Annotated in this window: 28 protein-coding genes; 3 read left to right on the top strand and 25 right to left on the bottom strand. The window is 66.9% G+C overall.

The window, feature by feature from the left end; all coding sequences use genetic code 11:
- Positions 1-163: 163 nt before the first annotated feature.
- A complete protein-coding gene (locus M8A51_RS24355; RefSeq protein WP_251776040.1) occupies positions 164-1,060 on the bottom strand; it encodes an SDR family oxidoreductase in 897 nt (298 codons plus the stop codon).
- A gap of 105 nt (positions 1,061-1,165) precedes the next feature.
- Here M8A51_RS24355 and M8A51_RS24360 point away from each other — a divergent pair, with 105 nt between their 5' ends.
- The 3 genes from M8A51_RS24360 to M8A51_RS24370 all read left to right on the top strand — a co-directional run bounded on the left by M8A51_RS24360 (position 1,166) and on the right by M8A51_RS24370 (position 5,101).
- Positions 1,166-2,197 carry a CDP-6-deoxy-delta-3,4-glucoseen reductase gene (locus tag M8A51_RS24360; RefSeq protein WP_251776039.1) on the top strand — a complete coding sequence of 344 codons (1,032 nt, stop codon included), beginning with the start codon at positions 1,166-1,168 and terminating at the stop codon, positions 2,195-2,197.
- Between the two features lie 454 nt (positions 2,198-2,651).
- Positions 2,652-3,629, top strand: coding sequence for a Bug family tripartite tricarboxylate transporter substrate binding protein (locus M8A51_RS24365; RefSeq protein ID WP_251781224.1), 978 nt, complete (start codon positions 2,652-2,654; stop codon positions 3,627-3,629).
- Positions 3,630-3,886: 257 nt separating this feature from the next.
- Entirely contained in the window at positions 3,887-5,101 is a 1,215-nt protein-coding gene (locus M8A51_RS24370) for an aminotransferase class III-fold pyridoxal phosphate-dependent enzyme (RefSeq protein WP_251781225.1), read from the top strand.
- A 3-nt stretch (positions 5,102-5,104) separates the two neighbouring features.
- On the opposite strand, the gene M8A51_RS24375 is transcribed toward M8A51_RS24370, so the two are convergent.
- The 24 genes from M8A51_RS24375 to M8A51_RS24490 form a co-directional block, all read right to left on the bottom strand.
- Entirely contained in the window at positions 5,105-6,301 is a 1,197-nt protein-coding gene (locus M8A51_RS24375; protein WP_251781226.1) for an ABC transporter substrate-binding protein, read from the bottom strand.
- A gap of 184 nt (positions 6,302-6,485) precedes the next feature.
- Positions 6,486-7,055: a 4'-phosphopantetheinyl transferase family protein gene (locus M8A51_RS24380; protein ID WP_251781227.1), complete on the bottom strand. Its 570-nt coding sequence runs from the start codon at positions 7,053-7,055 to the stop codon at positions 6,486-6,488.
- Between the two features lie 157 nt (positions 7,056-7,212).
- Entirely contained in the window at positions 7,213-7,659 is a 447-nt protein-coding gene (locus M8A51_RS24385) for an excinuclease ATPase subunit (RefSeq protein ID WP_251781228.1), read from the bottom strand.
- Between the two features lie 12 nt (positions 7,660-7,671).
- Complete coding sequence (locus tag M8A51_RS24390) at positions 7,672-8,091, bottom strand: hypothetical protein (protein ID WP_251781229.1); 420 nt, start codon at positions 8,089-8,091, stop codon at positions 7,672-7,674.
- A gap of 32 nt (positions 8,092-8,123) precedes the next feature.
- The gene (locus M8A51_RS24395; protein ID WP_251781230.1) at positions 8,124-9,353 is read right to left on the bottom strand and encodes a beta-ketoacyl-ACP synthase; all 1,230 of its coding nucleotides are present in this window, start codon (positions 9,351-9,353) and stop codon (positions 8,124-8,126) included.
- On the bottom strand, positions 9,350-10,081 hold the full coding sequence (locus M8A51_RS24400) for a 3-ketoacyl-ACP reductase FabG2 (RefSeq protein WP_251781231.1): 732 nt from the start codon (positions 10,079-10,081) through the stop codon (positions 9,350-9,352). Before M8A51_RS24400 ends, M8A51_RS24395 begins: the two co-directional genes overlap by 4 nt.
- The gene (locus M8A51_RS24405; RefSeq protein ID WP_251781232.1) at positions 10,078-10,542 is read right to left on the bottom strand and encodes a hotdog family protein; all 465 of its coding nucleotides are present in this window, start codon (positions 10,540-10,542) and stop codon (positions 10,078-10,080) included. The genes M8A51_RS24400 and M8A51_RS24405 overlap by 4 nt, the downstream gene beginning before the upstream one ends.
- Before the next feature lie 3 nt (positions 10,543-10,545).
- The gene (locus tag M8A51_RS24410; protein WP_251781233.1) at positions 10,546-11,730 is read right to left on the bottom strand and encodes a beta-ketoacyl-ACP synthase; all 1,185 of its coding nucleotides are present in this window, start codon (positions 11,728-11,730) and stop codon (positions 10,546-10,548) included.
- On the bottom strand, positions 11,727-12,290 hold the full coding sequence (locus tag M8A51_RS24415) for a DUF3261 domain-containing protein (protein WP_251781234.1): 564 nt from the start codon (positions 12,288-12,290) through the stop codon (positions 11,727-11,729). Before M8A51_RS24415 ends, M8A51_RS24410 begins: the two co-directional genes overlap by 4 nt.
- A complete protein-coding gene (locus M8A51_RS24420; RefSeq protein WP_251781235.1) occupies positions 12,274-14,553 on the bottom strand; it encodes an MMPL family transporter in 2,280 nt (759 codons plus the stop codon). The genes M8A51_RS24415 and M8A51_RS24420 overlap by 17 nt, the downstream gene beginning before the upstream one ends.
- A gap of 61 nt (positions 14,554-14,614) precedes the next feature.
- Complete coding sequence (locus tag M8A51_RS24425; protein WP_251781236.1) at positions 14,615-15,256, bottom strand: LolA family protein; 642 nt, start codon at positions 15,254-15,256, stop codon at positions 14,615-14,617.
- Positions 15,250-15,675, bottom strand: coding sequence for an acyl-CoA thioesterase (locus tag M8A51_RS24430; protein ID WP_251781237.1), 426 nt, complete (start codon positions 15,673-15,675; stop codon positions 15,250-15,252). The genes M8A51_RS24425 and M8A51_RS24430 overlap by 7 nt, the downstream gene beginning before the upstream one ends.
- On the bottom strand, positions 15,662-17,218 hold the full coding sequence (locus M8A51_RS24435; RefSeq protein ID WP_251781238.1) for an HAL/PAL/TAL family ammonia-lyase: 1,557 nt from the start codon (positions 17,216-17,218) through the stop codon (positions 15,662-15,664). The genes M8A51_RS24430 and M8A51_RS24435 overlap by 14 nt, the downstream gene beginning before the upstream one ends.
- Positions 17,211-17,966 (bottom strand): LpxL/LpxP family acyltransferase, encoded by a 756-nt coding sequence (locus tag M8A51_RS24440; protein WP_251781239.1) that lies wholly within the window; start codon positions 17,964-17,966, stop codon positions 17,211-17,213. Before M8A51_RS24440 ends, M8A51_RS24435 begins: the two co-directional genes overlap by 8 nt.
- A 206-nt stretch (positions 17,967-18,172) precedes the next feature.
- Positions 18,173-18,910, bottom strand: a complete 738-nt coding sequence (locus tag M8A51_RS24445; protein ID WP_251781240.1) for a glycosyltransferase family 2 protein — start codon at positions 18,908-18,910, stop codon at positions 18,173-18,175.
- A complete protein-coding gene (locus M8A51_RS24450; RefSeq protein WP_251781291.1) occupies positions 18,903-20,651 on the bottom strand; it encodes an AMP-binding protein in 1,749 nt (582 codons plus the stop codon). The genes M8A51_RS24445 and M8A51_RS24450 overlap by 8 nt, the downstream gene beginning before the upstream one ends.
- Positions 20,594-21,148 carry a COG4648 family protein gene (locus M8A51_RS24455; protein ID WP_251781241.1) on the bottom strand — a complete coding sequence of 185 codons (555 nt, stop codon included), beginning with the start codon at positions 21,146-21,148 and terminating at the stop codon, positions 20,594-20,596. The genes M8A51_RS24450 and M8A51_RS24455 overlap by 58 nt, the downstream gene beginning before the upstream one ends.
- Before the next feature lie 8 nt (positions 21,149-21,156).
- On the bottom strand, positions 21,157-21,414 hold the full coding sequence (locus M8A51_RS24460) for an acyl carrier protein (RefSeq protein ID WP_251781242.1): 258 nt from the start codon (positions 21,412-21,414) through the stop codon (positions 21,157-21,159).
- A 41-nt stretch (positions 21,415-21,455) separates the two neighbouring features.
- Entirely contained in the window at positions 21,456-21,716 is a 261-nt protein-coding gene (locus M8A51_RS24465; protein WP_251781243.1) for a phosphopantetheine-binding protein, read from the bottom strand.
- The gene (locus M8A51_RS24470) at positions 21,703-22,377 is read right to left on the bottom strand and encodes a lysophospholipid acyltransferase family protein (protein ID WP_368408596.1); all 675 of its coding nucleotides are present in this window, start codon (positions 22,375-22,377) and stop codon (positions 21,703-21,705) included. Before M8A51_RS24470 ends, M8A51_RS24465 begins: the two co-directional genes overlap by 14 nt.
- Positions 22,378-22,471: 94 nt before the next feature.
- Positions 22,472-23,209 (bottom strand): beta-ketoacyl synthase chain length factor, encoded by a 738-nt coding sequence (locus tag M8A51_RS24475; protein WP_251781245.1) that lies wholly within the window; start codon positions 23,207-23,209, stop codon positions 22,472-22,474.
- A gap of 430 nt (positions 23,210-23,639) precedes the next feature.
- On the bottom strand, positions 23,640-24,353 hold the full coding sequence (locus M8A51_RS24480; RefSeq protein ID WP_251781246.1) for an ABC transporter ATP-binding protein: 714 nt from the start codon (positions 24,351-24,353) through the stop codon (positions 23,640-23,642).
- 27 nt (positions 24,354-24,380) lie between these two features.
- The gene (locus M8A51_RS24485; protein ID WP_251781247.1) at positions 24,381-25,163 is read right to left on the bottom strand and encodes an ABC transporter ATP-binding protein; all 783 of its coding nucleotides are present in this window, start codon (positions 25,161-25,163) and stop codon (positions 24,381-24,383) included.
- Positions 25,164-25,173: 10 nt separating this feature from the next.
- Positions 25,174-26,262, bottom strand: coding sequence for a branched-chain amino acid ABC transporter permease (locus tag M8A51_RS24490; protein ID WP_407062261.1), 1,089 nt, complete (start codon positions 26,260-26,262; stop codon positions 25,174-25,176).
- Between the last annotated feature and the right edge of the window lie 15 nt (positions 26,263-26,277).

Genomic DNA, 26,277 nt, shown 5'->3' on the forward strand with positions numbered 1-26,277 from the left:
GGGGAGCCGTGCGTAAAGCCGCAGGCCAGGAGTCTGGGGGGCTTCTGCCGCCCAGACTCCTAGGCGCAGCGCACAGGCGGGTGGGGCCACCCGGCGAGCACTGCAACGACGCATGCAGGGGTTTCTCGCCTGAACTTCTTCGACGAACTTGCGGGACAGCACACTAGGGCCTCAACCCTTCGCGCACCGTCGGGTAGCGCAGCTTCAGCTTCAGTTCGCGCTTCAGGCGCTCGTTGCTCAAGCGCCGCGACTCGCTCAAGAAGGACTGCTGCATCGGCGAGAGCTGCTGCGCCGCCTCGGCCCGCGAAACGCGCGGCGGGCGCGGCAGGCCGCACACGTCGGCCGCCAGGTCGAAGTAGTCGCCCATCTTCAGTTCGGTGTCGTCGCTCGCGTGCACGATGCGCTGCGGCAGGCCACGCCACAGTGCGACGGCACAGGCCCGCGCCAGGTCGTCGGCATGGATGTGGTTGGTGTAGACATCGTCTTGCGGCGCCAGCACCGGCGCACCGCGCAACAACCGCTCGCGCGGGTGCCCGCCAGGGCGGTCGACCGCATAGATGCCCGGGATGCGCAGCACGGTCACGCGCACGCCGAGCGCCCGGCCGAACCAGCGGATGCGGTCCTCGGCGTCGACACGCCGCTGAGCACGGTCGGTGGCCGGACGCACGGGACGGGTTTCATCGAAAAGCTCGCCCTGCGCGTCGCCGTACACGCCGGTCGTGCTGCCGTAGACCAGCGCGCGCACGCGGCCCTTGCGTGCCAGCGCCCGCAGCAGCGCCGCGGTCCGCGTGTCGACGCGCCCGCTGGCCGGTGGTGGCGCGAGGTGCAGCACCGCGTCGGCCAGTGCGGCCAGCCGGCCCAGCGTGGACGCGTCGTCCAGGTTGCCCACCAGTGGCACGGCGCCCAGGCCGCGCAGCGCGGCACAACGGTCCGGCTGGGACGTCAGCGCCAGCACGCGCCAGCGCGGCACCAGCAGGCGCAGCACGCGCTGGCCGACGTCGCCGCAACCGATGATCAACAGCCGTGGTCGGCGCAGGGGGAACGAGGGCAACAGAGGCATGGCGAACGGCCGGCCCGGCGTCGGGCCTTTGCAACCGGGGCAAAATGTCGGGTTTCGCAGTGTATGAGCCGCGGCCAGGCCCGTGGTGCATGAGGAGACTCCCCGATGACCTTCACCGTGACCGTGCAGCCCAGCGGCCACACCTTCGAGGTGCAGCGCGACGAGACCGTGCTGGCCGCCGCGATCCGCCAAGGCGTGGGCCTGCCCTACGGTTGCAGGGACGGCGCCTGCGGCTCCTGCAAGAGCCGGCTGCTCGATGGCCGCGTGATCCACGGCGCGCACCAGGTGAAGGCGATGTCGCCGGCCGAGGAAGACGCCGGCTACACGCTGACGTGCTGCGCCACGCCGCAGAGCGACCTCGCTATCGAGTCGCGTGAAGTGGTGGGCGCGGGGCAGTTCCCCATCAAGAAGATGCCCTGCCGCGTGACGACGATCGAGAAGGTCGCACCCGACGTGGCCGTGCTGCGGCTGCAGCTGCCCGCCAACGACCAGCTGCAGTACCACGCCGGCCAGTACGTCGAATTCATTCTGCGCGACGGCGCCCGCCGCAGCTATTCGATGGCGAACGCACCCCACACGCAGGCCGACAAGCCGGGCATCGAACTGCACATCCGCCACATGCCGGGCGGCAAATTCACCGATCATGTGTTCGGCGCGATGAAGGAAAAGGAGATCCTGCGGCTCGAGGGCCCGTTCGGTAGCTTCTTCCTGCGCGAAGACTCCGACAAGCCGCTGGTGCTGCTGGCGTCCGGCACCGGCTTCGCCCCGATCAAGGCGCTGATCGAGCACCTGCAGTTCAAGGGCATCACCCGCCCCGCGGTGCTCTACTGGGGCTGCCGCAGCCGTGCCGACCTGTACCTGCACAACTGGGCCGAACAGGCGGCCGCGAGCCTGCCCAACCTGCGCTACGTGCCGGTGCTGTCCGAGCCCAAGCCGGAAGACGCCTGGACCGGCCGCACCGGCTTCGTCCACCAGGCGGTGATGCAGGACCTGCCCGACCTCTCCGGCCACCAGGTCTATGCCTGCGGGGCGCCAGTGATGGTGGAGTCGGCCCAGCGCGATTTCGTTGCGCATGCTGGGTTGCCCGGTGAAGAGTTCTACGCGGATTCGTTCACCAGCGAAGCGGACAAGCACTGACGCGGAGGAGCATTTCCCCAACCCGTGGTCGCGCGTGACGAGGGCGCGGGGTGGCCGACTCCGCTCATGTCCCCCGCCCCGGACTACGTCCGGTCCTCCTCCTTTACTTCGCTGCGTCGGCCACCCCGCACCCTCGTCATGGCCGCTTCTGTGACCTGCCCGGAATGTCAGGGCGGTGCCAGATCGGGCCGGCGGGGTGCTCTGCGTAGCGAAGTAAAGGAGGAGCGGCGGGCGCAGCCCGTCGCGGGGGACATGAGCGGAGCAGAGCACCCCGCCGGCCCGATCCCACACCAATGTCGGCGAGAGAGTGCCTTTGCATCGCACAGAACCCGGCACCACTCGCCAGCGCCTGCGCGCGGTGTTCGCGCACATGTGGCGCCTCGACCGCCGAGGAGCGCCATACTGGTGCCTCCTTTTCGCTTTTGACGGGCGCGCCGGCGCCCCCGCTGTCCCCATGAACCGACGACTCTGGCTGCAAGCGCACGCCGCCCTCGGCTGCGCGCTTTCCTTCCCCTCGCTGCTCCAGGCGCAGACGCGCACCGTCAAGCTGGTGGTGCCCTACCCGGCCGGCGGGCCGCTCGATGCGATCGCGCGCGTGCTGGCCGACAAGGCCAAGGACGCGCTGGGCAACGTGATCGTCGAGAACCGGGCTGGCGCCGGCGGCAACCTCGGGGCCGACCACGTGGCGAAGGCGGCAGCGGACGGCAACACCATCGTGATGGGCGCCGTCGCGACGCATGCGATCAACCCGTGGCTCTATGCCCGCGTTCCCTACGACCCGATTCGCGACTTCGCACCGATCACGCTGGTCGCACGCGTGCCGAACGTGCTGGTGATGAACAGCGAGGCCGCGTCGCGACTGGGCATCGGCTCGGTGAAGGATCTCGTCGCCTATGCGCGGCAGAACCCCGGCCGCCTGAACTACGGCTCGGGCGGCAACGGCAGCGCCGGACACCTGGCCGGCGAGATGTTCAAGAAGCAGGCCGGCATCAGCATGGTCCACATTCCCTACGCGGGCGGTGCCCCGGCGCAACTGGGCCTGCTCGCGGGCCAGGTCGACCTGAACTTCGACAACCTCGCGACCGCGTCCGCCAACATCCGCTCCGGCAAGCTCAAGGCGTTGGCGGTGACCACGTTGCAGCGCTCCAGCGCCATGCCTGAGCTGCCGACCATCGCCGAGTCGGGTCTGCCCGGCTTCGCGGTCGACACCTGGTTCGGCCTGTTCGCGCCCGCCCAGACCCCCGCCGACGTGGTGGCGCGGCTGAACGACGCCTTCGTCGCGGCACTCAACGACGCAACCGTCAAGGCCCGCTTCGCAAATTTCATGGCCGAGCCGGCGCCGACCACGCCGCAGCAGTTCGGGGACTTCGTGAAGGCCGAACTGGCCAAGTACGAGCAGGTCGTGAAGGCCAGCGGCGCCCGCATCGAATGACGCGGCGCGCCGCGTTTTCACGACACCCCGCAAAGGAATGTTTGACGCGACACGGCAAGCTCGCGTAGTCTTCAGCCCATGTTGACGCAGCTCCTGCTCACCGCCAAGCATTGGAATCGACGTACTCGACGACGACGTTGAGGGCTCGTTCCTGCTCGGCTCCGCAAGGAGACCCCCTTCCCAGGCCACGAGTTACCCCTCGTGGCCTTTTTCTTTGCCTGCGCCATCCGTGCAGGTCCCACGTCAGCGAGGACACCATGAGCTTCGACCCCGTCAGCTTCCACCACTACCCCGTCGACGCGCTGATGCGCGTGACGAACCGTCCGCAGCGCGTGTTCGTGCGTGGCGACGGGCATTGGCTGTGGGATTCGACGGGCCGACGCTACCTCGACTTCGTGCAGGGCTGGGCCGTCAACGCGCTCGGCCACGCAGCGCCGGACATCGCCGCTGCACTCGTGGCTCAGGCGTCGCGGCTGATGCACACCGGCCCCGGCTACTACAACGACCGCGCGATCGAACTGGCGTCCCGGCTGGCGCAAGCCAGCAGCCTGCCGCGCGTGTTCTTCACCAACAACGGCGCCGAAGCGAACGAAGGCGCGATCAAGCTGGCGCGCAAGTACGGCCGGCTGCGCAAAGGCGGCGCTTACGAAATCGTCACCTTCGACAACGGCTTCCATGGCCGCACGCTGGCGACCATGAGCGCCAGCGGCAAGCCCGGCTTCGACCGCCTGTTCGCACCGCAGGTGCCGGGCTTTCCGAAAGCCCGCTTCAACCACCTCGGCAGCGTCGAGGCCCGTTTGTCGGCGAACACCGTCGCGGTGATGCTGGAACTGGTGCAGGGCGAGGCTGGCGTCATCGAGGCCGAACCGTCCTTCGTGCAGGGCCTGCGCGAACTGTGCGACCGGCATGGCCTGTTGCTGATCGTCGACGAGGTGCAGACCGGCATCGGCCGCACCGGCACGCTGTTCGCGTGCGAGCGCTACGGCCTCCGCCCTGACGTGATGACGCTGGGCAAGGGGCTGGGCGGCGGCGTGCCGATCGGTGCGGTGCTGGCACGCGAAGAGGTCTGCTGCTTCGAGCCAGGCGACCAGGGCGGCACCTTCAACGGCAATGCGCTGGTGTGCGCGGCAGCGCAGGCGGTGCTGGCGCATGTGGATCGCAGCGAGTTCCTGCTGGGCGTGCGCGACAAGGGCCGCCTGCTGCGCGAACGGCTCACGGCGTTGTCGGCGCGGCATGGGCTCGGCAGCGTGCTGGGCAGCGGCCTGCTGCTCGCGCTCGACCTGCCACCGGCACTGGACGCGAGCCGCATCACCGACGCAGCGCTGTCACCGCCGGGAGACACGCCGGGACTGCTGGTCAATCCGGTGCGCCCGCAGCGGCTGCGTTTCATGCCGGCCCTGAACTGCGGTGCCGACGAGATCGAACTGGCGATGCAGTGGCTCGACGAAGCGATCGTGCGCTCGTCGGCATGAGCCTCACAGCTCCTTGCGGCGGATGAAGCTGGAGCGCTTGGCGTCGTCCGGGTAGTGGAACTGGATCTCGCCGCGGCGCCACACGCCGAGCCAGATCATGTTGCGCGAGAAAGCGTCGTGGTCGCTCGCCGAGAACGGCTTCTCGTGCGTCGTCACGACGCCGGCGTAGGGGCGCTCCAGGTTCTCGAGCGCCTGCTTCAAGGCGTCGCCCGAGGTCTCGCCGTTGGTCTGGAACATCACGCGCAGCATCAGGTGCACGGCGTCGTAGGTCTGCGCGGCGGCCATCAGCGAGCCGAGGGGCTGGTTGCCAGCATGACGCTTCAGCCGCGCAATGAAAGACATGCGGCGTTCGTTGGAGATGTCCGGGATGATGGTCTGTACCATCATCGCCCCCTCGGCACCCGCGCCGCCGGTGTCCGGCACGGTGCGGAAGGACAGCGGCCATGGCCCGTAGAACGCGGCGCCGAACTGCGTTGCGGCGCGTGCCCGCGCCATCACCGCTAGTTCGGGGCCGACCGTGTAGCCGATCACCGCCTGGGCGCCGGCAGCCTTCGCGGCCTGCATCGCCTGCGTCAGGTCCTTCACGCCGAGATCGAAGCGAGCCACATGCACCGGCTTCAGCTTGTGCTCGGCGAGAAAGCGCTCGACGTCCTTCAGGCCGCCTTCACCGTAGCCCGTGTTGTCCGCGAACACCGCCACCCGTGTGTAGCCGCGCTTGACGATGTCGTCGACCAGAAAGTCGGCCTGCAGCGTGTCGCGCGCCGACATGCGGAAGACATAACTTTGCGCTGCCGGGTATTGAGCCGTGACCGCGGAGCCGGTCGCCACCGGCACCACGAGCAGGTGCTTGTGGTCCTGGAACACGCTCAAGGCCTTCAGTGCGACGCCCGTGTTGCAAAAGGCGATGGTGAAATCGACCTTCTCGTTGAGCACCAGGTCCTCGGCCACCTTGCGGCCTTCGTCCGGCACCGCCTTGTCGTCGCGCTGCACCAGCTCGATCGGCCGGCCCAGGTAGCCGCCCACTTCGTTGATCTCCTTGGTCGCCAGTTCCGCGCCCAGCCGGGCGCTGTTGCCAAAGTCGGCCGAGCCCCCGCTGAGCGGGCAGATGAAGCCGATGCGTACCGGCTTGGCGCTCTGGGCGACGACCGGAAGCGCGGCAAAGGCGAACGAAAGCGCAACGAGGGCGCGGCGGTACTGCATGAGATTCTCCTGACTGCATCGGGGGACCGGCGCGAGACTGCCGCATCGCGCAGTGCTCCCGGATCGGGACCAACCCTGCGTCGAAGGCCGATTGCGACATGCTTCACAAACCGCTGCTGCGGGCCGGCTGAACACCGGCTGAGAATCGGCAGGAAAGACGTCGAGCGACGTGCTCAAAACGCCTTCACGGCGGGAATGCCACGGCCGGAGGGGCGAGGCTTTCGTCGACGCGCCACAGTTGAGCCGGCTCTGTCGGCATGCCCTCGCCCGCTGCACGTAGGGCCGCCGTTTCGCCAAGCATCACGCTCAGGGTCAACGCCGCTGATTGCCACACGTGGGCGTTCGCGCTGCCCGGCTCGCTCGGCGACACGCGCAACCGTTGCAGCACGGCCGGCGAGACGGCCCCGCCACGCTGCTTGACCCGAGCTTCCTTCAGCGTCCAAGCGATGTAGAACACGCGCTCGAGACCGTCCCGTTCGATCCGCTGTGTCAGCCCACGGCGCTCGGCCGGCGTCAGCACAAGAGCAGACAGCCCCTCCAGGCGATCGCGCGCGCGATGCGCCTCGATATCAAGCCCGATCGGCTGCGGCCCGCATGCCACCGCGACCCAGTCGCCGCTGTGCGCAATCGCGACCGATGGCCACGGCCCGCAGACAGCGGCGGACAATACGCATGGGGGACCATCGGGTACGCACGACACGGTCCATTCCGATGCTGCGCCACCGCACGACTCGGCCAGCAGCTCCCGCAGCAACCAGCGCCCGGAAAGGAAATGGCCGCGTCTGCGCGGGGCCCGGATGGCAGCGAGACGCGTACGTTCTTCGCTGCCCAGCCAGTTCAGTCCGTGTTCATCCACCCGCCTCAGGCATTCGCGGACGGCTTCGACCCGGACTTGAACCGGCTGTGTCAACTCACTTCTCGCCGACCTTGGCGTAGGTGCCTTTGAGCGTGACGCCGATCACCACGGCACCGGCATGGCACTCGTACTCGGTCGCGCTTTCGAAGACGTTCTTCTTGTGATAGCTGACGATGTCGACCACGGCATTGGCGCCCTTCTGCTTCGCTTTCTCCTGGAAAGCGATCAACGCCGACAATGCTGCCCACTTGCACCCTTGTTCGTCGGCCTTGCCCACGCCGTTGGTCTTGCGGTTCGACACATCGTGGCCTTTGCGTTCGATCACTTTCGGGGTTTTCTGGCCCGCCAGGAAGAACTTGACGGAGCCGTCGAGCTTCTCCTTTGCTTCCGGCATTTCGAGCACATCCGCCAACGGCAGCTTGTATTCGGTGTCGCGGGCGTAGGCCGGCGCGGCCAGGCCACACGCGGCGGCCAAGAAGGTCAGAGTCAGAAAACGACGCATGGTGGATCCTCTCTATTTTTGCTCGGCAACGACCTTGGCAATCTGGCTGCGGAGCTGAGTGAGCCAGTTGTTGTAGGCCGGATGGATTTTCACGCCTTCAGGCGCGTCCTCGTAGCCCAGGCCGAAGCTGGACACGTACTTGAATTCGTAGCTCTGAGCGTCGTAGAGCACGTCGATCACGGCCTGGTGTCGGCCTTGCTTGTCGTACTTGAGCGCCAGGGTGCCGGGATTGTCGGTCAAGATGACCCAGCCTTTCTGTTGCGCCGCATACGAGATCGCCATGCGGGCATCTTCCACCGTCGCGCCGCGAGTGTCGCTGTGGACGATCTGGACGCGCCCTGCATCCTGGATCGGCACAGGATCACGGACCGCGTGCACGGCGGTCGGGCTGACCACGAGTACCGTCAGGGCAAGTGTGAACGCACGAATCACGAGACCCTCCGTCGATACAGATGCAAGCGGGATCAAGCCGGACAGCGCCGGAAGATCAACGACGTGTTGATGCCGCCGAACGCGAAGTTGTTGCTCATCGTGTATTCGGTTTCAATTGCGCGCCCTGCGCCGGTAATGTAGTCGAGCGGCGCGCAGCGCGGGTCGACCTGCGTCAGGTTGACGGTCGGCGCGAACCAGCCTTCGCGCATCATCTCGAGCGTCATCCAGGCCTCCAGCGCTCCGCACGCGCCCAGCGTGTGCCCCATGTAGCTCTTCAACGAGCTGATCGGCACGCGTTCACCCAAGACTTGGCTCGTCGCTGCCGTCTCGGCCACGTCACCGTGATCGGTGGCTGTGCCGTGAGCGTTGACGTAGCCGATGGCCGACGGCTCGAGCCCGGCGTCCTCCAGCGCGAGCCGCATGGCGATGGCCATGGTCTTCGCATTGGGCTGAGTCACATGGGTGCCGTCGCTGTTGGTGCCGTAACCCACCACCTCCGCGTAGATGGCCGCACCGCGTGCGCGTGCGTGATCGAACTCCTCGAGCACGAGCGTGCAAGCCCCCTCACCGAGCACCAGACCGTCCCGATGCGCATCGAACGGGCGAGGTGTCGTCTGCGGCTCCTCGTTCTTCACGCTGGTTGCAAACAGCGTGTCGAACACCGCAGCATCGATCGCATCGAGCTCTTCGGCACCGCCGGCCAACATCGCGACCTGACGGCCGTCGCGTATCTGCTCATAGGCGTAGCCTACGCCCTGGCTGCCCGAGGTGCAGGCGCTGGAGGTGGTGATGATGCGCCCGGTGATACCGAAAAACACGCCCATGTTGACCGGCGCCGTGTGCGACATCATCTTGATGTAGGTGTTGGCATTGATGCCCTCGGTGGTCTTCTCCGAAAGCATGCGCCCGAAGTCGGAGATGGCTGCCGGCGAGCCGACCGACGAACCATAGGCGATACCCACCTTGCCGCTGCTCAGCAGCGGGTCGCCCAGCAAGCCGGCGTCCTGCAGCGCGACTTCGGTGGCCCGGGTTGCCATCAAAGCGACCCGGCCCATGCTGCGCATGGACTTGCGGTTGTAGTTGGGCGGCAGATCAAACGGTTGGGCCGGCGCACCGAGCCGCGTGTTGAGGCCTTCGTAGACGTCCCACTCGTGCATGCGGCGCACGACATTGCGCCCTTGCTTCAACCTGGCATGCACAGCGGCCCAGTCATGGCCCAGCGGGCTCAGGGCACCGATACCGGTGACAACGACTCGCTTCACCCGATCATCCCCCCGTTGACGGAAATCACCTGCCGCGTGACGTAGGCGGCGTCGGGGGACATCAGGAATGCGACAGCGGCAGCCACTTCCTCGGGGCGCCCCATGCGGCGTGCCGGAATGATCTTCAAGGCTTCTTCCACGACGTGTGCTTCGATCATTTCCGTCTCGATGAGACCTGGCGCGACGCAATTGACGGTGATTTCGCGTCGAGCCAGTTCGACCGCCAATGCCTTGGTGGCCCCCATCAATCCGGCCTTGGCGGCACTGTAATTGGTCTGTCCACGGTTGCCCATCAGGCCGGACACCGAGGCCAGCGTGACAATGCGACCAGGCTGACGCCGTCGCACCATCGGCATCACAACCGGATGGATGACGTTGTAGAAGGCATCGAGGTTGGTGTGGATCACGCTGTCCCATTCCTCGCCGCTCATGGCCGGGAAGGCATTGTCGCGCGCGATGCCTGCGTTGCACACGACGCCGTAGTACGCGCCGTGCGCTTCGATATCGGCCGTCAGTGCGCTTGCGGCAGCTTCGCGGTCCGCGACGTCGAACACCAGCACGCGCGCCTCGCGCCCGAGAGACCGCACGGCGTCGGCAACCGATTGCGCCTGCAGCACCCCCTGGCGGCAATGCACCGCGATGTCATAACCATCGCGCGCCAACCGCAGTGCGATGGCACGGCCGATACCGCGGCTCGATCCTGTCACCAGCACCGTTGCGCTGCTCATGGGGACTCCTGGGAGGAAAGGTACAGCCCGGCGTCATCGGGCAGGAACACCGAGACGATCGCCGTCGCAGCGGTGTCGCCGTCGATCAGGATGCGGCACTCGAACGACCCGAGGCCGTTGCTGCCGAACAGTTCGCAGCGCGCCTCGATGCGCAGCGTCGAGCCGCACGGGAATGAATCGCGGTGCAATTCCATGCGCCGCGAACCGAGCAGGAAACCCAGCGGCACCGGGTCGCCCCGCTTGAGAGCGTGGCCGCCCGACCATGCGGAGATGGCCTGCGCCATGTATTCGATGCCCACCCAGGCCGGCACGGCGCCGTCACGCACGAACAGGCCTTGCCCGTTCACGTCGGCCTCCACCACGACATGCTGCTCGCCATGCTCGATCAGGCGATCGATCAGGAGCATCGCACCCCGGTGCGGAACATAGGCCTCGATCGCAGCGGTGTACTTCGCGTTCACGAGTCATCCTTGTCCGAGTAGCAGGGCGGCGTTGCTGCCGCCGAACGCGAACGAGTTGCTCAGCACATGGCGCGCCGGCCGGCCGAGCGACGAGCCCGGTTCGGCAACACGCAAGGCGGGCAGCCCGGGGTCGACCGCGCCGTCCCACCAATGGGACGGCAACGCGCCGCGCGGATTGTCGACGAGGGTCAGCCAGGCGAACGCCGCCTCGAGCGCGCCAGCCGCACCGAGCGCGTGTCCGGTCAGCGGTTTGGTCGAACTGACCGGTACATCATCGCCCAGCACCCGATACACCGCCCGGCTCTCCATGGCGTCGTTCTGCAGTGTCGCAGTACCGTGCAGATTGACGTAGTCCACGCCGGTCGCCTCGACACGCCCCCGGGCCAGCGCTTCAAGCATCGCCTGCTCGGCACCGCGTCCGTCGGGCTCAGGCGCAGACATGTGATAGGCATCCGAGCATTCACCCCATCCGGCCAGACGTGCCGGCCCGGGCTCTCTCGTCATCAGAAAGAGCGCTGCGCCCTCGCCGAGATTGATGCCTTCTCGGTTCGCCGACAGCGGGTTGCAGCGAGCGGCAGAGACCGACTCGAGCGCGGAGAACCCGGCCACCGTGAAGCGGCACAAGGTATCGGCACCGCCGGCGATCACGGCGTCTGCAAGTCCGGCCTTCAGCAGCCGTGCGCCTGAAGCCAGCGCTTTGGCGCCCGATGAGCAGGCGGTGGAAATGACATGCGCCGGACCGCTCGTGCCCAGGCGGTGCGCGACAAAAGCGGCGGCCGAGCCGAGCTCCTGTTGTGCATAGCAGTACTCCGCGGGCCATGAGCCGCCTTCGCGACGCCGCCGATGCAGCGCAAGCTCCCCTTCGCGCACGCCCGACGTGCTGCCGCCCAGCACAACGGCAACGCGATGCGGGCCGAAACGCGAGACTGCGGCAGCGATGCTGTTGGACAGGTCGTCCAGCACAGCGGCGATCATCGCGTTGTTGCGACTGCGGTGTTCGAGCGGCCAGGCCACGATGTCAGGCAGGGCCGCATCAACCACGCCGAGATGCAGCCGCTGCCCCGGCGAGCAGGCATCGGTCGGCCGCACACCCTGCGCGGCGTCGGACGAGAACAACCCGTCTTTCACCGGTCCCCGGCCTCTGCCGAGAGCGCAGACGAGACCCATGTCGTTGAGGTAGATGGTCATGGCTGCAAAGCTTGAGACTCTATCGTGAGTCGATAGCCGTCCTTCAGATTGTCCAGTTCGATACGGTCGGCACGCGCGCGCCTGACCCGCGCCACGGCCTCTGCACCGTATCGCAGTTCGCGCAGTGTCGAAGTTTCTTCGACAGTCCAGCCGGGCGGCAGCCCATCGCGTATGGCCTTGACCGGCCACAGGGCCAATTGCAGGTCGCTCAGGATGCGCGAACCGGACACCTGCGCCGGCCACCAGTCAGCGCGGCTTTCGGTGAGCTGCTCGCCATCCCAGGACAAGCGGGCGCCCGTGCGGCCCAGATCCAGCAGCGCCAACCTCACGGTCTGAGCGTCGGCTTCGAGCAGCGCTTCGACGGCCTGGCGGCGACCGACTGCCGTGACCTCCAGCCGCTGGGTCAGCGCCAGGCTCGTGCCGAGCGTCGAAGGATGGAGCCTCAGCAGCAACTCGGGGACCGGTTTCGGGCCGCTGGCGCAGCCGGCAAGCACAAGCGGCAGGGCCCACAGCACATGACGAAACAAGTTGAGCATCTGCAGTTCACCCGTGATCAGCATGCGGCCGGAACAGCGGGGACAGAAACCAGACGAAGGCAACCCCGAACAGCATCGTCAAGCCGAATGCCCGCAATGCAGGCGTGTTCGACAAGCCCAGCAACCCGAACGACAGCAGCGTGCTCGCCGCACCGAGCACGATCGCAAGCCACGCGGAACCGTCGTCGTGTGACTCCAGCAGGAAGATGCCGTAATCGACACCGATGCCGAGCAGCAGGACCAGCGCCAGAACGTTGAACAACTGGAAGCCCTCGCCGATCCAGCCGAGCATCCCGACGCTGAACAGGCAGGCCAACAAGGTGGGCAGCCATGCACGCCAGGCGGTGCGCCCATGGCGATGCCACAGCAAACCGAGCACCAGCACGAAGCCGACGGCCAGCAGCACCGACATCGAGATCCTGTAGCGCGCCATCAGGCCCGACACTTCGGCCGTCCGGTCGATCCACCGCACGCCAGGCAGCGTAGCAGTCGCGGTCTGCATGAGCTGCGCTGCTGCACGGCCGTCCAGCCCGTGCAACAGCACCATGCTGCTGTAGCCCTCGGTACCCACGCCGAGCCACAGCGCGCGCGTGGCAGTGGCTTCGGGACGGTCGAGCCAGCGCTGGAGAGTGAGCGGGTCAGGTGCGAAGGCCGGCCGCTCCAGCTGCTCACCGAGCACGCTGCCGACGCCTGCGAGCACCTGCGCTTCGACCCGCGCCGTGAGCAGGGCATCCGCCTGCTGCCGCGCGATCGACGGCACCCAGTCGGATACAGCCTGGTAGCCTGCCAGCGTGCCGGCAGGCAGCCGGTCCAGGACAGCTTTCAACGCTTCTTCCCGTTCGAGCACCTGCTGCTCGCTGGCCCCTTGCACAAGGAAGAACTGGGCCGGACTCGGCAGGCGAAGCAGGCGGCCCACTTCGCGCTGCGAGTCGACAAGCACCTGCGGCGACGACTGGAGTTGCCGAATGTCGTCGTTCGCCGCCAGCCGAGCTACGCCGACGAACGAGAACAGCACGGCGACCGCGAGCGCCCACCAGCCGCGCCCGCGCAACAGCGGCCAGCGTTCGAGGCTGCCGCCAACCGCTGCCGCGAAGCGGCTCGGCGCCACCCTGCCGCGGTCCAGCCACGGCACCCAGCAGGCGGCCGTCAGGAACGCGGCGGTCAGGCCAGTGGCCGAGAACACCGCCATCTGGCGCAGGCCCGGAAAGGGCGCCAACCCGAGTACCAGATAAGCGATCACGCTGGTACACAAGGCGAGCAGCAGGGCCGGCATCAGACCCCTAATCAACTCGAACGGCGCGACACCGGGCTGACGTTGTCGGCTGGCGAAGTAATGGATCCCGTAGTCCTCGGCCACCCCCACCAGGCTTGCCCCGAACACCAGGGTCAGCAGATGCACCTTGCCGAACACGAGCACAGTGACGGACAGAGCTGTCATGCAACCGACGACCAGCGTGAGCGCGACCAGGGCAATGGGCCGCACCGAGCGAAACGCGCACCAGACCAGCAGCACGATGGCCCCCAGCGAACCGAGGCCGATCAGGTTGACCTCACGGCTTGCTTGCGCTGCCGCGGCCTCCGCATGCAGAGGAACGCCCGCCGCCAGCACCTTCAGGCCCGGTGTTTCGACGCGTGCGGCAGCCTCGGCAGCTCGAATCGCATCACCATGCATGGCACCGTCGTGCAGCGAGAACGCGGAGCCCCGGGTCTCTCCCGACAACACGACCCAGTGCAAGCCATCGGCCTCGAACATCAGCCAGCCGTCCTGCGGGCGCACCGGCGAGGCGCCCGTGCGGGCAGACCACCAGGACGACCACAGGCTCAAGGGATCGCTGAGCCAGTCTGACAATCGACCTGATCCGCCGGGCTGGTGCAACGCGGTCAGCGCGGACTGCACCAATTCGGCCGTCGACGCCCGCTCCAGGCGCAGGCGCTGTGCCGGTGTCAGCAGCCGGTCTCTCCAGGGTTGCAATGCCTGCACCGCCTGCGCCGGTGATGCGCCGGGCGCCGCGGGCGCGAGCGCAGCGTCCCCGGCCCGCCACTCGGCCGCGAACACCCGCGCCGCCCGCTGTGCGCTCTGCTCGTCGGGGGATCCGAGCAGCACGACGATTTGCCGCTGTGCGGAATCGGACAGCACCTGTGCTGCCTGGAGCACTCCTGGCGACTGTTCGCTGCGTGGCAGCAGCGCCAGCACGTCGGTATCGAGCTGCCCAGCGCGCCAGAAACTCACTTGGTGACCGATCACCAACAGCACGGCGGCCAGCCACAGCCCAGCGGCCCACCGCATGGCAGATCGGTGCGGCAGCCCCGTCCCGGCACTGGGGACGAGCGCTTCGCCGATGACCGATTCAGGGCCGGGGAGCTGACTCAAAACGATCCTCCTCGTCACGCGTCAGCACAGCGGCAGGCTGCAGATCCGACAGACGGATGACGCTCACGTCCCCCGAAGCTTCTTCGATGCGCACGGTCCTTACATGCCGGTCACCGTCCAGCCCGAGCCGGCTGAACTGCGCGGCAAGCCCCGGCTCCACCGGCGTCAGCACCAGGCGCCAACCTTCCTTGCCGAGCAGTTCGCCTTCGGCACGAAAACGCCGCGTCAGCACCGGCAGGTCGCCCGCCATCAACGCGAACATCACCTCGTTCATGGTGCGCACCGCAGGTTCAGTGCGTGCGTCCAGCCGGGTGGCAGAGCTGCCGTCCGCCTCACGCACGACCAGCCGCTCGCGGGTCAACACCAGTGTCGATTCGAACGGCTGACGGGTCTGCCAGACGACGCCGCGCCCCTTCGCAACCAGGAACTCGCCCCGGGACACCAGCGGACGGCGAAAGCCCTTCAGCGTGCGTGTCTGTTCGAACTGTCCCCGCAGCACCACCGTTTCCACGAGCCGGGCCTGCACCTCGGTGATCACGTCCCGCGCGGCAGCAACGGGCGCTGCGCCCAGTACCGCCAGGCCGCCAAGCAGTTGCAGCGCACGTCGCCTGTTCAACATGGCGCTTTCACTCCCAGCCGCTCCCACAGGATGTCGGGGCAGACGTAGCGCATCTCGCGCGTCGCCGCGTCCACGGCAACCTGTATGGTCCAGGCGCTGTTGATCTTCTGGCCCGTCTTCGCGTCGCGCATCAGGTAGGCGATGCGCAGCCGGTTCTCCCACTCGACGATCTCTGCACGCACCTTCAAGGCCTGGCCCAGGAAGGCCGAGCGCACGTACTTCAACCGCATATCCACGATAGGCCACGCATAGCCGGACTCGCGCATGCGCAGGTAGCCATAGTCGAAGCGATCGAGCAATGCGCAGCGCGCCAGCTCCAGATACTTGACGTAGTGACCATGCCAGACGATGTCCATTGGATCGAGATCGAAGAAGGCCGGAACGACCTCGATCTCGCAACTCAGGTCAGGCCGGCTCATACAGGCTCCAGGACTCGGACCGAACTGCCGCCAACAGCGTCTGCAGATCCTGGTCGAGCGCGCGGTCTTCCTCGATCAGATCGATGCGTTGATCGAGATCGGCGACGAAGGCCCCGAGCGCGGACGGCAGACCCGGGTTGCCATCGACTCTGGCACGCAGAGCGACCCCCTGACGCGCCGCAATCAGCATCGCGGCAGCGACCTGCTCGACGAGCTCCAGCACGCGCAGGCAATCGCGTGCAGCAATCGTGCCCATGCTGACCTTGTCCTGGTTGTGACACTCGGTCGAGCGCGAGAACACCGAGGCCGGCATCGTGAGCTTCAGCGCCTCTGCGGTCCAGGCCGATACGCTGATCTGCAAGGCCTTCAGGCCATGGTTGATCGCTGCACGGCGACCGGTCGCTCCGGACAGGTTGGCCGGCAGCCCGTGATTGAAGCGCGTGTCGACCAGCAACGCCAGTTGACGGTCGAGCAGATCGGCAAGATTGGCGACCGCATTCTTCAACGCGTCCATCGCGAAGGCGATATGGCCACCGTAGAAGTGCCCGCCGTGGAGCACACGCTCTTCGTCGCCCAGGATGATGGGGTTGTCGTTGGCACTGTTGAGTTCGTTCTCGATCACACCCTTGAGCCATGGCAACGCATCCTCGAGCACGCCGATCACGTGCGGGGCGCAGCGCAGCGAATAGCGATCCTGCAAGCGCTGCTCGTTGCGCTGCGGACGTTCGCTTTGCAAATCAGCGCGCAGGCGGGCGGCCGCGCGCTGCTGCCCAGGGTGCGGCTTCACCGCATGCAAGGCCTCGTCGAAGTGGTGCGCATTGCCGGCGCTGGCCACCACGTTGCAGGCTGTGAGCCTCGTCGCGAGCCTGCTGAGGTAGTCTGCACGCTTCCATGCCAGGCAGGCGAGTGCGGTCATGACGGCGGTCCCGTTCATGATGGCCAACCCCTCCTTCGGACGCAGGCGCAATGCCGGGGCCTCGATGGCCTTCAGCGCTTCGGCGGCATCACACGGCGCGCCTCGGAACAGCACCTTTCGCTCACCGCACAGCACTGCAGCGACGTAGGACAACGGCGTCAGGTCGCCGCTCGCGCCAACCGAACCCTCCGCCGGGATCAACGGCAGCACGTCGTGCACCAGCAGCCGTTCCAGTTGCTCAAGCAGACCGACGCTCACGCCCGACGCACCTTGTGCCAGCGATGCCAGACGCGCAGCAAGCACCGCGCGCGTCTCGACGGGCGTCAACATGCGGCCGGCGCCGCAGCCGTGATAGGTGTAGAGATGGTGGGGCAGTTCCGCGACCAGCTCCGGCGGGATGCTCACGGTGCAGGAGTCACCGTAGCCGGTGGTGACGCCATAGATGACGCCGTCTTCACGCAGCAACCGGTCCAGGAACTCGGCGCCGCGCGCAATGCGGCGCCGGAACCCCGGGTCGTCAGAAAGTTGCGCGATGTGTGTGCGCCGCGCGAGTCCCACCACATCTTCGATGCCCAGACGGCTGCCGTCGAAGCGGACATGAGGGGCGTCTTGTCGGTGTTCAGTCATGGTGTGCCTGGGCGGGCAGCGGCGCACCCGCCGCCTGGTCCCAGAAAGGAAAGAAGTTGAACCAGTCGAGCGGAGCCTGCGCGAGCATGGCTTCCACACGGCTCGCGAAGCGCCCTGCCAGCGCAGCACAAGCGGCATCGCGCTGCTTGCGAGGCAGCGTGACCTGCTCATCCAGCAGTTCGAACCGAACCAGGTGGCCCTGCCGCTCGCGCACGCAGCCCATGAAGAACAGCGGGCAGCGCAGTAACGCGGCAATGACGTAGGCCCCTACCGGGAACGGCGCCGAATGGCCGAGGAAGCTCGCCGTCGTGGTCTTGCTGTGCGACACCGGCACGCGGTCGCCTGCAATCGCGACAAACTCGCCTTGTGCCACCCGCTCGGCCAGCAGGGTCGCCGTGGCAATGGAGACCTCCGTCACCTGCAGAAGGCGTACGCCTCCCTCAGGGTTCAGGCGCGTGAGGATGGCATTGAAGCGTTCCGCGTGCGCTGTATGGACGAGCACCGTCAGCCTCGCCTTGCCGACTCGCTCGGCCATGATCTGGCAGAGCTCGAGACAACCCATGTGCGCCGTGACAATCACGCCACCACGGCCTTCGGCGATTGCCCGGCTCATCAACTCGCGGCCCTCGATGCGCAGACGGTCGACGTCATAGCGACCACTTGCGGCGAGCAGCTTGTCGAGCAAGGTTTCCGCAAACGAGCAGAAATGCCGCAAGGTGTCGCGCCAGGTGGGGTCGTGACCGAGCACGCCGTGCGTATGCTGCAGGCGCTGGAGATACTGCAGCGACGCATGCCGTGCCGAGGGCGTGCATGCCCAGTACCAGCACACCACCGGGTACAGGCATAGACGGAACGGCAGGCGGCCAAGCAGGCGATTCACGCCGTAGAGGAACCACATGCCGGCGACAAAAGTGCTTTCGCCGACACTGGCCCAGTGGCGGGTGCCAGTCGTGCTCATGCAGGCCTCAGCTTGCGCCACAGCAGCAGCGGCAGCCGCACCAGCATGCCGACGAACAGCATCGCATGCATGCGCGAAATCAGCACGTTGTCGAGCCACGCACGGAAGTGCGAGACACCGTCGAGCGGATAGGTCACGCGCGTGGGCCGGTTCACCACCCGCACGCCGCGCCAGTGCAGGCGCACGAGCACCTCGACGTCGAAGTCCATGCGCCGTCCGATCGATACGGCATCGATCAGGCGCACCACCGGGGCCAGCGGGTAGACGCGGTAGCCGCACATCGAATCGCGGATCGCGAACGACAGTGTGTTGATCCACACCCACACATGCGTGGCATACCGGGCATACAGCCGGGACTTCGGTACCGAGGTGTCGTAGACGGGGCACCCGACGATGACCGCATCGGGGTGCACGCGCGCCAGCGCGAGGAACGAAGGAATGTCGTCCGGGTCGTGTTGGCCGTCGGCGTCGACCTGGACCGCGTGGCTGAAGCCGCGACGCCGTGCCTCGCGCAAGCCGGCCATCACCGCGCCCCCCTTGCCCTGATTCATGGGCAGGCGCACGAGGTACACGTCGGGTTGCCGGGCGAGCCCGTCGAGGACCGCCGCACACCCCTCTTCGCTGCCGTCATCGACCAGGATGCATGGCAAACGGTGACGCAGCACGCCGTCGACCATGAGCCCGATCGTGGCCGGATGGTTGTACACGGGGATCACGACTACCGGACTAAACATGCTCGCCCGCAAACAGAACCCGGCCACTGGCATGCAGGCCGGCGGCGGACTCCAGATGAAACTGCAGCTGCCGCTTCGTCGCGTGCCACTGCAGCACCAGCTTCAGAACCGTGCCAGGCAAGATCGGGCGCTGGAACTTCAGCGCGTCGATCCGCCGCACGGAGGCTGACAGGCCGAAACACTCCTGCCCGAGCGTCACGGCCCAGTCCAGCTGCACCACGCCGGGCAGGATCGGTGCGCCCGGGAAATGCCCGTCGAACACGGCCTGCCCCGCATGCACTTCGATCTCGGCGGTCGCTTCCTGCGTGCCGCGCGCGAGCCAACGCAGGTGCTCCGGCCGCGACGCGTCGAACAGTGCCAGCAGCGACGCCTGTGTCGTCTTGCCTTGCGCATTGACCGGCAAGGTGTCGACATAGCGCCAGCGTCGCGGCAACGCGATGCGTTCGAACGCTATCCCAAGCGACTGACGCAAACGGGCGTTGAACGCACCGCGGCCGACCCGTTGCAGCGTCTCTCGGCCCTCCGTGGTCAAGACAACGACCGCCCCGGTACGCACGCCGGCTCCCAGGGGAAGCAACACGACGCGCGCCTCTGCCACGTCGGGCAGGGTCGTCAGGTGGCGCTCCAGCGCGGTCAGCGATACGCGCTTCTCCTCGATTTTCACGATCCGATCCGCCCGGCCCAGCAGCACGAAGGTGCCATCGCGCTGCACTTCGACCTGGTCGGATGTCTGCCACCAGGCATCGGTGGGCAGGTGCAAGGAGCGCACCGCCAGGCTGCCTTCGTCGACGCGCCACTCCACGCCGGGCAGTGGTTGCCATGCATCCCCGTGCACGTCGCGCTGCCGCCAGGCGACTCCGCCCGTCTCGGAGCTGCCGAACACCTCGATCGGTGCACGCCCCCACAATGCAGCTGCATGCAGCGCGGCCTCGGCAGGCAGCGGCCCCCCGGAAGAAAACACCGCGCGCAGCCTGCCACGCGTGTTGTTCCAGTCGAGCGTCGCCGGCAACCGCTTGAGATGCGCCGGGCTCGAGATCAGCAAGGACGGCTCGCGCCCGACCTCGACAGCAATCTGCTCCGGGTAGTCGATGCGTCGCGCGCTGAAGGACCGTCCGGCAGCGAGCGGCCACAGCACGAGAAACAACAAGCCGTAGATGTGCTGGTGAGAGACCGTCGCGTGCACCCGCCGGCAGTCGGCGACCAGCGTGCCGAAGGCATGTTCCAGCGTGTGCACTTCGGCGTCCAGCTGCGCCAGCCGCTTCTCGATGGCCGTAGGCTCACCGCTGGAACCCGAGGTGTACATGACGACCGTGACCTCATCGCGCTCGAGCGGACGCCGCGCGGCATCCGACTCGGCGCCGTCGGGGCCGATCCCGCCGGGCAGATCCCCCGCGAACCCATCGACTTCGCCAGCGACCCGTGACAGCGTGGCGGGCTGCGCATCCCCCAGCAGGAAAGGCGTCTTGCCGGCATGCCAGGCCCCGTACAGGGCGGCCGCGAATTCGAAGCTGTCCTCCAGATACAACGCCCAGCGCTTGCCGTTGCGGCCGGAGAACGCCCCTTGCCAGCGAGCCACTGCTTGCGAGAAGGCTGCTCCGTCGAGCGTCCCGTCCGTGCGCCACGCCACGGGTCGCGAAGCGTGGCCGGCCCGGCTGCCCACTTCCGTCAAAGGGATCCAGTCGTTCAAGCCGCCCCCGCCCGTACCGAATTCTTCGCGACGATACACCGGCGCACCAACCATTCGCCGGCAAAGAGCAAACCCATCATCAAGTACGACACGAGGCCGTTGTACAGGGCCCAAAGAGCGTCCGAAGCAAACCACGCCGTCCACGCCGACACGAGGCCGTTGACGACAAAGAAGGCGCACCAGACCATGGTGACGCGGCGCGTGTAGACAATGCCTTCAGGCGGCAGGTCGGGCTGCCGCAATCGCGCCAACCGCTCAATCGCGCTGGGCGGCTTCAGGAGACTGGCCGTGAACAGGGCCAGCATCGACCCGTTGATCAGCAGCGGATAGAGTTTCAAGGGCAGCGCCGCATTCAGGAAGAAGGTCGTCGCCGCCAGCAGCGTGGCCACCCCGACGGCCAACCACCAGGCCCGCTGCCGGGTCGCACCGAGCCGCACCAGTGCCAGACCGAGCAGCAGCAGTGCGAGCCACCGGGGCTCGAAGCGCCCCAGCCCCCAGTACACCGCAAACGGGTAGGCCAGGGTCACCGCGACCAGCAACGCGCTGCGCAAGGACCACCTCAGGCGTGGGCTGCATCGGCCATCAGGCCATGGAGCGCGTCGACGACATCTTGCACCGTGCGCACGCTCTTGAAGGCATCGGGCTGCAGCCGGCGCCCCACGAGCGGCTTGAGTTGCACGATCAGATCGACCGCGTCGATGCTGTCGATATCCAGATCATCGTGCAGCCTGGATGTGAGCTGAATGCGTTGGGCCTCGATGTCGAAGGTGCTTTCGAGGATCTCAACGATCTTTTCGAAGATTTCGTCTTTCGTCATGGCAGCACGCTGGCGGTTGGGATGAGTACGGGGAAAGCGGATCAGCCGGCCCGGTGCTGGGACACCAGTGCAACCAGCGCATTGACGCTCGCGAAATGGCGACGGGTCTCCTCGGACTCCGCCGACAGCGTCACGCCATAGCGCTTCTGCAAGGCCAGGCCGAGTTCCAGGGCGTCGATCGAATCCAGGCCCAGTCCTTCGACGAACAATGGCTGGGCCGAATCGATGTCCTCGGGCGTCACGTCTTCCAGCGCGAGCGAAGAGATGATCAGTTCCTTGATTTCCTGCTCAAGCGTGGGCACGTTGAAGCTCCTTGGCGAAGTAGTGGGTCAGATGATCGGTCAGGCGCCGCGCGGCCAGCGCCTCGCTGGGCGCTGCGTCGACGAAGGCTTGAACGGCAATGTCGTCCTGCACTTCGATGACGAAATGCACACGCTGCGGCGGTACTCGATACCACTTCTCTCCCTTGGTCAGGGTCGGAGGGTGGCAGCGGATCAACACGGGGGTGACATCGATGCGTCCGCGAATCGCAACGTTGGCCGCTCCCCGCTGCAAATGCAACGCCCCCGAAGGGGGGGTACGCGTGCCTTCCGGGAAGATGACGAGGTTGCTGCCCGACCGGACCGACGCAATGCAGTCTTCGAGCAAGCCGGCGCCGCTGTCGTTGCAGATGAAGTCTGCGGTCTGGACGGGCCCGCGGGTGAACGGGTTGCGGATCAACGACGCCTTCACGACGCAATCGGGGTGACGGATGAGCGACACGAGGAACACGACGTCGATCAGGGACGGGTGGTTCGCCAGCACGAGCAGGCCGCGCCGATGCAGCTTCTCGCTTCCCCGGACTTCATAACTGAGCACGCCCAGAGCCTTCATCATCCCGATGAAGGCAGCGAACGACCGGTGTATCAGCCCGCGCGCAAGCGCCGCGCGACGTTCGCGCTGGCGCACACCGATGCGCAGCATCGGGAACACGATGAGGCGCAGGCACAACCCCCCGACGCCGAACGCCGAGAAGCACAGCCCGGTGGCGCAGATGCGCCAGTAGAGGTTGAACCGCTCAGCCATGGCGCCGCCACTCCCACTCGACGGTACCGGCGTGCTGCGTCAGACGCGCCTCCTCGGCAAGAAAGAAGCGCAGCACTTCGAGGCCTGCGGGCAACTCGGCCGGTGCGCCGCGAACTTCAGCCGGCACAGGGCGAGAGGCCAGGCTCCAGCGGGGATGCCCCGCTCGCGCCGGCGCAAGGCGCCATGCCCAGGCCCACCGAGCCTGAGGTTCATCGCGAAAGCAGACATAGTCGTCCGGCAACGGCTCGTCGTAGCAGACCAACATCACCTCGCCGGCGCCGTCAGCCAGCAGTCCGGCAGCCTCGGTCACACCAGCGGCGGCAGTCGCCTGCCCTGCTGCCACGCACACGGCGTTGGAACGGTCCTCGCGGACGATCGAGTAGAGGCCGCTGATGGCGTTGTGCACCGACATCGTGAAACCGGTGGGCGAAACGCTGCCGTCACGCTCGAGATCGGCAAGCAACTGGAGCGAGCGGTCGACGTCGCCATAGCGGGACGCAAACACCGTCGGCATTGCCGGGCGGTCGCCCTGGCACCACCAGCTCGCCTGCAAGGCCATGCGTCCGAGCGTGCTCAGACGCCGACGCATCATTGCGGCGATTTCCGGCAACGCCGGCGCATCGTCGCCATGAGGCAAACGTGCACGCGCAGACCACGCCAGCCAGTCATCGGGCTTGTTCAGCCCGGGGCTCCACGCAGACCAGGCCCGTATTCCGAAGTTGAACTCCACTTGCGATCACCCTTGCACGGACGAAGAAAGATCGTCCGCTCTCCTTGAAGGCCCACCGCGGTACTGCACGTCGGCAGCTTGCACGTGTAAGCCTTCACCCTCTTCGTGTAACGAAGTATGTATTGTAGGGAATGGGCAATCGCCGAACGTGCAAAACTGCCAAGGAGATCAAACAGTTACGTGCTCTCCCCCGCAAAGAAGGGGGACCCTGAGCGATTTGACGCATCGCGTCGATGGGAAACAACAACGCAATGGGGGTGGAGGCCGAACCCTGCTCTGGCGGGGCCCGGCACGCGGGTGCGCGGCTACGCTTCGCTTGCCTCGCAGCGACTCGCTCGTCCGGGGACTTGCCCCCTGAAGGTTGCGCCCATGGGGGGCACACAAGGAAAAGACCGCCTCCGGCGGTCTTTGCAGCGGCGCGCAGCCGTGTTCACTCGCCCAGATAAGCCGCCCGCACCTTCGGGTCGTTCAGCAGCTCCTTTGCGTCGCCGCTCATCGTGATCTCGCCGGAATCCATCACATAACCGCGGTTCGCCAGTTGCAGCGCGCGGCTGGCGTTCTGTTCGACCAGCAGCACCGTGACGCCCTGCTGGTGGATGTCGTTCACGACCTCGAAGATCTTGTCGACCATGATCGGCGACAGGCCCATCGACGGCTCGTCGAGCAGCAACAGCTTGGGACGAGCCATCAGCGCACGGCCCATCGCCAGCATCTGCTGCTCGCCGCCGGACATCGTGCCGGCCAGCTGGTTGCGGCGCTCCTTCAAGCGCGGGAACAGCCCGAACACCTTGTCGATGTCCGCGTCGATCTCCTTGTCCTTGCGCGTGAAGGCGCCCATCAACAGGTTCTCGGTGATGCTCATGCGCGTGAAGGTACCGCGGCCCTCGGGCACCATCACGAGGCCCTGGTTGACGAGTTCCCACGCGCCCTTGCCCTTGGCCGGCTGGCCGAGGTATTCGACCGCACCGTCGGCGATCGGTTGTGTGCCGGTGACGGCCTTCAGCGTGGTCGTCTTGCCGGCGCCGTTGGCGCCGATCAGGCTGACCAGTTCGCCTTGCTTGACTTCGAGCGACACGCCCTTGACGGCCTGGATGCCGCCGTAGGCCACTTTCAAGCCGCTGATCTTGAGGATGGTCTGGGTCATCTTCGATGCTTTCGTATCAGGGCCGGGTCAGTGTGCCGTGTGGCCGGCGCCGAGGTAGGCCTCGATCACCTTCTCGTTGCGTTGTACGTCGTAGGGCGTACCTTCGGCGATCTGCTTGCCGTAGTCGAGCACCGTGACGCGGTCGCACAGACCCATCACCAGCTTGACGTCGTGCTCGATCAACAAGATGGTGCGGCCATCGTTGCGGATACGGTCGATCAGCTCGCGCAGCACCACTTTCTCGGTGGAGTTCATGCCGGCGGCCGGCTCGTCGAGCGCGATCAGCTTCGGCTCGGTGGCCAACGCGCGGGCGATCTCCAGTCGCCGCTGGTCGCCGTAGCTCAGGGTGCGGGCCTTGTAGTCGGCGTACTTGGCGATGTCCACGTATTCGAGCAGCTGCATGGCCCGGTCGCGGATCTCGGCCTCCTCGCGGTTGAACGACTTGGTGCGGAACACTGCGCCCAGCAACCCCGAACCGGTACGGATGTGGCGCCCCACCATCACGTTCTCGAGCGCGGTCATGTCGGCGAACAGGCGGATGTTCTGGAAGGTGCGCGCAATGCCCGCCTTCGCCACCTCGTGCACCGCGGTCGGCTTGTAGGGCTTGCCCGCCAGCTCGAAGCTGCCGGAATCCGGCGTGTACAGCCCCGTCAGCACGTTGAAGAAGGTCGTCTTGCCGGCGCCGTTGGGCCCGATCAACCCGTAGACCTGCCCCTGGCGGATTTCTATGCCCACGTCGCTCAGGGCCTGCAGGCCGCCGAAGCGCTTGGAGACCCCGGCGACTTGGAGAATGACGTCGTTGTTGCTCATGCTCTTTCCCTCACTTCGTCGCCGGCTGCGGAGCGGCCTTGCCGTGCTCGGGCGCAGGCCACAGGCCGCGCGGGCGCAGCAGCATCACGATGATCATCGCCAGCGCGATCAGCAACTGCCGCAGGATGGCGGCGTCCAGGCGGCCGCCGGTCATCTCCTGGAGCGGGCCGGCCACGTAGCGCAGCACCTCTGGCAGCGCCGCGAGCAGCAGCGCACCGAGCACGACGCCGGGCAGGTGGCCGAGGCCGCCGAGCACGACCATCGCGACGATCATGATCGACTCCATCAGGCTGAAGGATTCCGGCGAGATGAAGCCCTGGAAGGCCGCGAACATCGACCCCGCCACGCCGCCGAAGGTGGCGCCCATGCCGAAGGCGAGCAGCTTCATGTTGCGCACGTTGATGCCCATCGCCTTGGCGGCGGTGTCGTCTTCCCGGATCGCCATCCAGGCGCGGCCGATGCGGGAGTTCTCGAGCCGGTAGCAGATCAGGATGCTGACCAGCACCAGCGCGACGAACAGGTAGTAGTACTTGACGACCGGCGGCACCAGGTAGTCGCCGATGTGCATCGGCGAGCCGAAGTCGAAGCCGAAGATGCGCATCGAATCGATCGCACTCAGGCCCCGCGGCCCGTTGGTGATGTTGACCGGGTACTCCAGGTTGTTCATGAACACGCGGATGATCTCGCCGAAGCCGAGCGTCACGATCGCGAGGTAGTCGCCGCGCAGGCGCAGCACCGGGGTGCCGAGCAGCACCCCCGCCAGTGCCGCCACGCCGGCGGCGAGCGGCACCATGACCCAGATCGGCGTGTGCAGCCCATCAGGGAGCAGCTGTGCGATGGCCGGAAAGGTCTCCCACAAGTGGGGCGACGCCATCAGTGCGAACAGGTAGGCGCCCACCGCGTAGAAGGCGACATAGCCCAGGTCGAGCAGGCCGGCATAGCCGACGACGATGTTCAGGCCCAGCGCGAGCATCACGTAGAGCAGGGCGAGGTCGATGATGCGAACCCAGCCCTGGCCGAAATACAGCGCGATGTGCGGCACCACCGCGAGTGCAATGCCGACCAGCACGAAGGTCAGCAGCTTGTTCTTTTGCAGCATGAATGTCTCTCCCGG

Source organism: Caldimonas mangrovi, from assembly GCF_023721835.1.
Classification (GTDB): domain Bacteria; phylum Pseudomonadota; class Gammaproteobacteria; order Burkholderiales; family Burkholderiaceae_C; genus Caldimonas; species Caldimonas mangrovi.